This window comes from Chloroflexus sp. (genome assembly GCF_034435895.1).
Lineage (GTDB): Bacteria > Chloroflexota > Chloroflexia > Chloroflexales > Chloroflexaceae > Chloroflexus.
This window is the reverse complement of the sequence record NZ_DAOTWH010000005.1, coordinates 1-7,130: the sequence shown is the minus strand read 5'-3', so window position 1 is coordinate 7,130 and position 7,130 is coordinate 1. Positions and strand designations below refer to the sequence as shown.

The 7,130-nt window shown below is 61.6% G+C and carries 7 protein-coding genes; 5 read left to right on the top strand and 2 right to left on the bottom strand.

Going from position 1 to position 7,130, the window contains the following annotated elements:
• Positions 1 to 939 (bottom strand): 5'-3' exonuclease (locus U9R81_RS00310; RefSeq protein ID WP_322493555.1); only part of this gene is annotated, 939 nt, incomplete at its 3' end.
• A gap of 212 nt (positions 940 to 1,151) precedes the next feature.
• Between U9R81_RS00310 and U9R81_RS00305 the strand changes: the two genes are divergently transcribed.
• The 4 genes from U9R81_RS00305 to U9R81_RS00290 are packed head-to-tail and all read left to right on the top strand — an operon-like array spanning position 1,152 to position 4,687.
• Positions 1,152 to 2,210: a histone deacetylase gene (locus tag U9R81_RS00305; protein ID WP_322493554.1), complete on the top strand. Its 1,059-nt coding sequence runs from the start codon at positions 1,152 to 1,154 to the stop codon at positions 2,208 to 2,210.
• On the top strand, positions 2,207 to 2,842 hold the full coding sequence (gene hisH, locus U9R81_RS00300; RefSeq protein ID WP_322493553.1) for an imidazole glycerol phosphate synthase subunit HisH: 636 nt from the start codon (positions 2,207 to 2,209) through the stop codon (positions 2,840 to 2,842). Before U9R81_RS00305 ends, hisH begins: the two co-directional genes overlap by 4 nt.
• 3 nt (positions 2,843 to 2,845) lie before the next feature.
• Positions 2,846 to 3,577 (top strand): 1-(5-phosphoribosyl)-5-[(5-phosphoribosylamino)methylideneamino]imidazole-4-carboxamide isomerase, encoded by a 732-nt coding sequence (hisA, locus tag U9R81_RS00295; protein ID WP_322493552.1) that lies wholly within the window; start codon positions 2,846 to 2,848, stop codon positions 3,575 to 3,577.
• 9 nt (positions 3,578 to 3,586) lie between these two features.
• On the top strand, positions 3,587 to 4,687 hold the full coding sequence (locus U9R81_RS00290; protein ID WP_322493551.1) for a hypothetical protein: 1,101 nt from the start codon (positions 3,587 to 3,589) through the stop codon (positions 4,685 to 4,687).
• Positions 4,688 to 4,730: 43 nt separating this feature from the next.
• On the opposite strand, the gene U9R81_RS00285 is transcribed toward U9R81_RS00290, so the two are convergent.
• Complete coding sequence (locus U9R81_RS00285) at positions 4,731 to 5,765, bottom strand: methyltransferase domain-containing protein (protein ID WP_322493550.1); 1,035 nt, start codon at positions 5,763 to 5,765, stop codon at positions 4,731 to 4,733.
• A gap of 68 nt (positions 5,766 to 5,833) precedes the next feature.
• On the opposite strand from U9R81_RS00285, the gene U9R81_RS00280 reads away from it, so the two are divergent.
• Positions 5,834 to 7,099 carry a hypothetical protein gene (locus U9R81_RS00280; RefSeq protein WP_322493549.1) on the top strand — a complete coding sequence of 422 codons (1,266 nt, stop codon included), beginning with the start codon at positions 5,834 to 5,836 and terminating at the stop codon, positions 7,097 to 7,099.
• Positions 7,100 to 7,130 lie beyond the last annotated feature (31 nt).

Genomic DNA, 7,130 nt, shown 5'->3' with positions numbered 1-7,130 from the left:
CGGCGGCGGCGCCGGCAGATCGGCGGGCAACGCGGCCAACGCTGGCGCTTGCACCACCGGCGGCAACTTCTTGATCAAGTTCGAGCTGACGCCGAACTCTAGCTCTTGCAAGAGGGCCATCACCGCGGATCGATCGTACACGCCGAGCCGGGCCGCCGCTAGATCGAGCTGCACCGGGGCATTGGTCACAATCGTCGCCAATTGGCGCGAAAAACGGGCCGTCTCTTGTTGCTCGTTCAGCAAGGTCTGGTAGCGTTTGGGGGCCTCCCCAATATGCGCCAGCAGGTTATCGAGCGAGCCAAACTGCTTGAGCAAGGCAATCGCGCCCTTCTCACCGATCCCGCGCACGCCGGGAATATTGTCAGAGGCATCGCCCTTGAGCCCGCGCAAATCGGCGAGTCGGGCCGGTTCGAGGCCATCGTACCGCTTGCGCACCTGCTCGACATCGTACAGCGTTACGCTCGTCTTACCGCCGTACGGGTTGGCCAACGCCACGCGCACGTGCTCGTTCACTAATTGCAACACGTCAGAGTCGCTGGTGAGGATGATCACATCCAACCCCTGCGCAGTCGCTTGGCAGGCCAGTGTGCCGATTACATCATCGGCTTCATACCCCTCAGCAGTGTAGATCGGGATCGACAGGACCCGCACCAACTGCGTGATCCGCTCAAATTGCGGGTAGAACTCTTCCGGCGTCTCGGCGCGCCCGGCTTTATATTCAGCGTAGAGATCATCGCGAAAGGTGCGCCCGACATCGAAGGCCACCGCAGCATATTCAGGCCGATAATCGGCCAGCGCCGTCAGCAAGATTTGGGCAAACCCAAACACGGCATACGTCGGCTCGCCGCGCGACGAGCGCAGACCGCTCTCGCGCAAGGCAAAGAACGCGCGATACGCCAACGCATGGCCGTCAACCAGCACTAACAACGGGCGCGCCATACCAAAGCTCCATTCCCAACGATGCGCAACACTTTTCATGCGCGTTTGGATTATACCACGCCGCGCTACTGAAACATCCTCGCCAAACGCAACCGGTCGCTCGCCGCCGCGTGGTACAATGTGAGCAATGTCAAAGGCGCTGGCGTACCAACGCACGATTGCCCAATGCTTGACCCCGCCAGCAGCGAACACAACACACCTGACACACTCGTATGACCACAGCCATTCTGACCGATCAGCGGTTCGATCTCCATACATGGCACGGCCACGTAGAACAGGCCAACCGGCTGCACGCAATTCAGCGCGCCATCCAATCAGCGGGCTTGCTCGGCTACCTCAAACCATTGCCTATCCGTCCGGCGACCGAGGCCGAATTGCTGGCCGTGCATAGCCCGCACATGCTGCACCGGGTACGCCAACTGGCCAGCTACGGCGGCGGCCAAATCGATAGCGATACCTATGTCACCGCCGATTCGTGGGAGGTGGGTTTGCTGGCGGCAGGCGCGACAATCTGCTTGGCCGAAGCTATCGCTGAAGGTCGTTGTCACAACGGGTTTGCGCTCGTGCGCCCGCCCGGCCATCACGCGACCGATACCCGCTCGATGGGGTTCTGTCTCTTCAACAATATCGCAATCGCGGCCCGCGTGCTACTCGACCGGTATGGCTTCAAACGGATTGCGATCATCGACTTCGACGTGCATCACGGCAACGGCACCCAAGACATCTTCTATCGCGACGGGCGCGTGCTCTTTTGTTCGACCCACGCTTCGCCGCTCTACCCCGGCACCGGCGCTGTGCACGAGATGGGAGACCCGCGCACTGCCGGCGGCGCTACGCTCAATGTACCGTTACCGTACAGCACGGGCGACCAAGGGTATGACCGCGTCTTCCGCCAGATCATCGGGCCGGCGTTACGCCGTTTTCAACCCGACATGATGCTGATTTCGGCAGGGTTCGATGCCCACTGGAGCGACCCGATCGGGCCGATGGCGCTTTCGATCAAGGGGTTTGCCCGCATCGTGCAGCATCTGCTCGATTGGGCCGCCGAGCTGTGTGATGGCCGGATCGGCTTTGTGCTTGAGGGTGGCTACAGCTTGCCCGCCCTCGCTGCCGGCGTGGTGGCAACGCTCCGCTTAATGGTCGGGATGGATCCCGGCCCTGACCCGATGGGTGGCGTGCAGGCGCCCGAACCAGCGATTGACTATATCATTACCGCATTGCAGAATCAACATCCGCTCTTGATGCAGACCGGTTATCGGGGAGAAGCATGATTGCAGTGATTAACTACGGCGCCGGCAATCTGCCCAATGTAGTGCGCGCATTGCGGCGAGTTGGAGCCGATTTGACCGTTACCGATAATCCCGATGTGATTCGTTCGGCGCAGGCCGTCGTCTTACCCGGCGTCGGCGCTACCGCCGATACAATGGCGAGTTTGCGCCAGCTCGGCATTGCCGCTATCTTGCCGGAAGTGGTGGCAGCCGGCACACCGTTTCTCGGCATTTGCGTCGGCATGCAGGTCTTATTGAGCGAGAGCGCGGAATTCGGCCCCCATCCATGCCTCGATATTGTGCCGGGAACCGTGCGGCGGCTGCCCGACAGCGCTGGCAAAATCCCGCAAATCGGGTGGAATCAGGTGCAGATTGCCCCTGAATTTCGTGAGCATCCACTCTTTACCGGCATCCCCGATCGAGCCGATGTCTATTTCGTTCACTCGTACTACTGTGATGTCGCTGATCCGGCGATCATTGCCGCGCGCACCGATTACGGATTGCTCTTTCCGAGCGTGATCATCCGCGACCGGCTGGCAGCAGTGCAGTTTCACCCCGAAAAGAGCGGCGACTATGGCTTGCGCCTGCTCGCCAACTTTGTGGCGTGGAGCGGCGCAACCACTCAGAGAGGATGAGATATGGAGATTATTCCGGCGATTGATTTGAAAGACGGGCGCTGCGTGCGGCTGTATCAAGGCGATTTTGCCCAGATGACGGTCTACGCCGACGATCCGGTCGCCGTGGCCCGGGTATGGCAAGCGCAAGGGGCAACCCGCCTGCATCTGGTCGATCTCGATGGCGCGCGCGCCGGTAGGCCGCAGAATGTCGATGCGGTCTTGGCGATTACCCAAGCCGTCCAGATTCCGGTGCAACTCGGCGGCGGCTTGCGCCGCGAAGAGGACGTTGAGGCAGCCTTGGCCCTTGGCGTCGAGCGGGTGATTATCGGCACCGCCGCGATCGCCGAAACTGAACTGGTGGCCCGCCTGCTCAATCGCTTCGGCGAGCAGATCGTGATCGGGATTGACGCGCGGAACGGGATGGTGGCGACCGATGGCTGGACGGTCACTTCAACCGTGGCGGCCACGATGCTTGCCGCGCAAATGGCTGCGCTCGGCGCGCGCCGGATCATCTATACTGACATTAGTCGCGACGGTGCGCTCAGCGGCCCTAACTTCACCGCACTGACTGAATTGATCCGCGCCGATGGCCCGGCGATTATCGCGAGCGGCGGCATTGCCACCCTCGATCACGTGCGCCGGCTGGCCCAGCTTGGGGTCGAGGGAGCGATTATCGGCAAGGCGTTGTACGTGGGAGCGATCAGCTTGCCCGAAGCATTGGCCGTCGCCCAAACGGTGACTTCACAACCATAAGAGGATGGTATGTCAAATTCAGACCTCACTGCGCGTTACGAAGAAGAGCGCCTGCGCGCCCAAGAGCAGTCGCAACTGGTTTACTTGCAAGGCCAGATCGACGAATTGCGCCGCCTGCTCAAAGATCAGACGAACAAGTATCAATGGGCGATGGAGCAGGTGCGCAAGAACGAGGGCGCCATCGCGCAGGTGCAAAGCCTCTTCGAGCGGCATACGAGCGAAGTGGCGCAGGCGAACGAGATTGTGCGCCGCGATGTGGTCGCGTTGCGGCGCGAAGTAGCGGCGGCGCTGGTGAAGATCGAAGAGGGCGTGCGCCCGCTGCGTGATATGCAATCTCAAATTCAGCAAATCGCCGAAGCGCGCAAACAAGATCGCGACTTTCTGGCCGGCTGGCTGAGCCGAATTGAACAGGCCGAGCGCCAAATCGCCGCGTTATCCTCACAGATCAAAGAACTTGATGAGCGCCAACGCCAGTTTGCGCTCCAACTCGAACGCCTGCGTGAAGCTGACGCTGCAGTGATGCAAGAGGTACGCCGCTTGAACGATGAACTACAGGTCGAAAAGCAGCAAATGCGGCGGATGGCGGTGGAAGCGCAACAGTTTGTCGCAGATCTCCGTCCTGCCGTCGATGAACAGCGTTCACGGATCGATCGGCTGGAGGAGATTCGCCAGCAAATCGATCTGTTTGCCGAGGTGTTGCCAGCTCAAATTAAAGATGTCGGCGCCAAACTGCCAGACATTGTGGCCGAAATCAAACGGATCGAGCGCATCTCCACCGAACGCTTCCTGATGAATCAAGAGCGGCTGGAAGAGTTGCGCCAGATGGCTGATGAGCGCATGAGCGCCTTGCAAGAGACTGATGAGCAATATTTACGCCAATTGACGGCATGGCTCGAACGGGTTGATGGATGGTTGCGCGAGCTTGAGCAGCGCCTCACGCGCACAACTGATCGGATGGAGCTTGAACAAAAGGCGCAGCTCTTGCGAATTATGGAATTGGAGCGACGCGAGGCAGAAACCCTCAATGCCCAACTAACCACACTGCGCCAACGGCTCGAACAGGTGCGTGCTGCCCATCTCGAATTGGGCGGTGGCGATCAGCGATCATAAATGCAAGGCGCTGGCGGTAATTGCCCGCTTCAGCGCCTTGGCCTCACGCTTGCGCTACCCGCCGCAACACGAAAATGCGCGGGTAGAGCCCGCCGAGATCAACGCGCAGGTGTTGCTCAAGCTGCCATTCCGGCAACTCGGCTAAGGTGCGCTCCATGAGCCGTACTTCGTGGCTGATGATCACTGCGCATCCATCGAGCCGCGTGACGCGGGCAGCTTCGCGCAGCAATGCCGGGTAGAGCGTGACATTGCTGGCATGCGAACCGACTAAATGCCCAAACGGCAGGTCAGCCAACACCACATCAACACTCGCCGGCGGCAATGGCAATTGTTGCGCATCCCAATCGTGCAACGTCACCTTGTGGCTCAGGCCGGCGGCGGCAAGGTTGCGATAGGCGCATGCCAACGCCTCAGGATCGGTATCGCACCCAATCGCCTGCGCTGCCGGCCCGATCAACAACCGCTCGATCAGCAGCGTCCCCGAACCGCATCCCACATTCAACACGCGATCACTAGCGCGCGGCTTGCTTAGCAGCGCCATCGCGTGCGCTACCGGCCCATTGAGCGCCCCTTCGCGATTGCACACCCGCCATGGGCGCGTCGCCAATGGGCGCGGCGTCAAGCGCACCAGCACATCCCAACCGGCCCGATCACGGCTGGGGCGTAAGCGCAGCACCAGATCGCCATCCTCTTCACCCAGCGCAAGGCCAAGCCGCTCACTGAGCTCGTGTTTGAAACGTCGCAGCACACTGCTCTCAGCGCCGGCAGCGCTGAGAAAGAGGGTTTGAAACGTGTTGGCGGGATGTAACCGGCGCACCGTGTCGATCATCGCTGTCACCGCGCGAAAGTGCTCGTCACCGAGCAGAGCCCGTGGCCGCGGAATAGCAAAACTACGCACAAGAAAGACTGAAATCGCGCAGCGTACATCGAACAGCGCTGGCAACGGGCCGCGCATCGTCGCGCTGATCACCCCGCTCTCTCCCGGTGGGTCGAGCCGGATGCCGGCGATCCGCTGCGCTTCCGCGCGTGCCAATGCTTCGATCCCAGCGGGGACAATGATTTCAATTCGGTGCGACATTGTTATACTATTAAATGAAGAGACAAGGTTAAGCGCTATCGCCTTGTTAGTATACACGCAAAACGCCTATGGACATCGGAACAACTATTTGGCCGCCTATGCCGGCGCGACCGCAGGCGCTGGCCGCCAGTTGGTCGCGCTACGACCACGGCGCGCTGCGTGAATACTTGCAACGCGCGCGTGAGATCGGTTTGCAGCACGTACGCTTTGATCTGCGCTGGGCAGAGGTGCAGCCCAGCGCGCAGCGAATTGCGGTCGCTGCGCTCGATGGCTTCCACCACGGCCTTGATCTTGCCCAAGCCAACGGTCTGCGCGTGGTTGTCTCGCTGATGAGCGCTACCCTTGGCTCGGCGCTCCATTTGCCCGATTGGGCGCTGGGAGTGCCGGCGCAAGCGTTGACCAACCAAGCGGTGAGCGAGATCTTCGCAACACCGGCGTTGACGATTCTTGACAATACCTTCTACCGGCGCGAACCGGTGCGCGATCTGTATGCCGATCCTGACATGCGGGCCGCGCAACGCTACCTGCTCCGCGAAGTGATCGGTAATTTCGCTGCCCATCCGGCCATTCACGGCTGGTTGCTGGCGGCTGGGATTGAGCGGGTGCGCCCGCCTGCCGATCACCGTGATATGGCAGCATGGTGGGCCGATCTGGCCGAGCGCGCTCGCGCTCAAGGCGCCAACCGGCTGTTTGGCCAGATTGATGCTGCTGCGCTGAGTAACCCGGCCAGTTTGCGCCCCTATGACATCGCGATGGCCGGCGGCGAAGTCGTGGTGAGCGTAGGGCCGTGGCCGCCGCTCGGCGATGGGCCGCCGGCACGCGGTGAGGCAGTCTGCTTCTTGCACGCCGTGGTTGCCGGTTTACTGGCCGAAGAAGTGAACGACACCGCCGCCGCGCAGGTGGTGGTCGCCGATCTCGGCTGGCCCACCGCCCCTCGTCCACAATGGCGCGGCTGGCAGAGCAGTGAAATCTTTGCCCAACCCGCCCAAACCTTCTTGGCCGACGAAGAAGCGGTCGCCACTGCGTTGCAAGCAACCTTGCCAGCACTGGCACGCGCCGGCGCCACCGCAGTCTGGCTGGCCGGGATGGTCGATCCAACGGAAGAACAATGGAAGATTCCCCCGTTCGACCGCAGTTGGCCGGCGCGCACATGGGGCTTGTGGACGGCGGATGGCCACCCGAAAGCGGGTTGGGAGGCGCTGCGCGAGACCATTGGCAGCCTGCCGGCGCAGCGGACGTTGCCGGCCCTGCCGGTCGAACCCGACCGCTTCTGGCGCGATCCGGCCACCGAGCTGCGCCGCCTCTGGCGTGAATATCGGGCCGAGATGGTGTGAGTGATGGAAAATGGGACACGGATTGGCACGG

Bases quoted from the DNA above. Each gene is read 5' to 3' on its own strand.
- U9R81_RS00305 (WP_322493554.1), top strand. From the start codon at position 1,152: ATGACCACAGCCATTCTGACCGATCAGCGGTTCGATCTCCATACATGG.
- hisH (WP_322493553.1), top strand. From the start codon at position 2,207: ATGATTGCAGTGATTAACTACGGCGCCGGCAATCTGCCCAATGTAGTG.
- hisA (WP_322493552.1), top strand. From the start codon at position 2,846: ATGGAGATTATTCCGGCGATTGATTTGAAAGACGGGCGCTGCGTGCGG.
- U9R81_RS00290 (WP_322493551.1), top strand. From the start codon at position 3,587: ATGTCAAATTCAGACCTCACTGCGCGTTACGAAGAAGAGCGCCTGCGC.
- U9R81_RS00285 (WP_322493550.1), bottom strand. From the start codon at position 5,765: ATGTCGCACCGAATTGAAATCATTGTCCCCGCTGGGATCGAAGCATTG.
- U9R81_RS00280 (WP_322493549.1), top strand. From the start codon at position 5,834: ATGGACATCGGAACAACTATTTGGCCGCCTATGCCGGCGCGACCGCAG.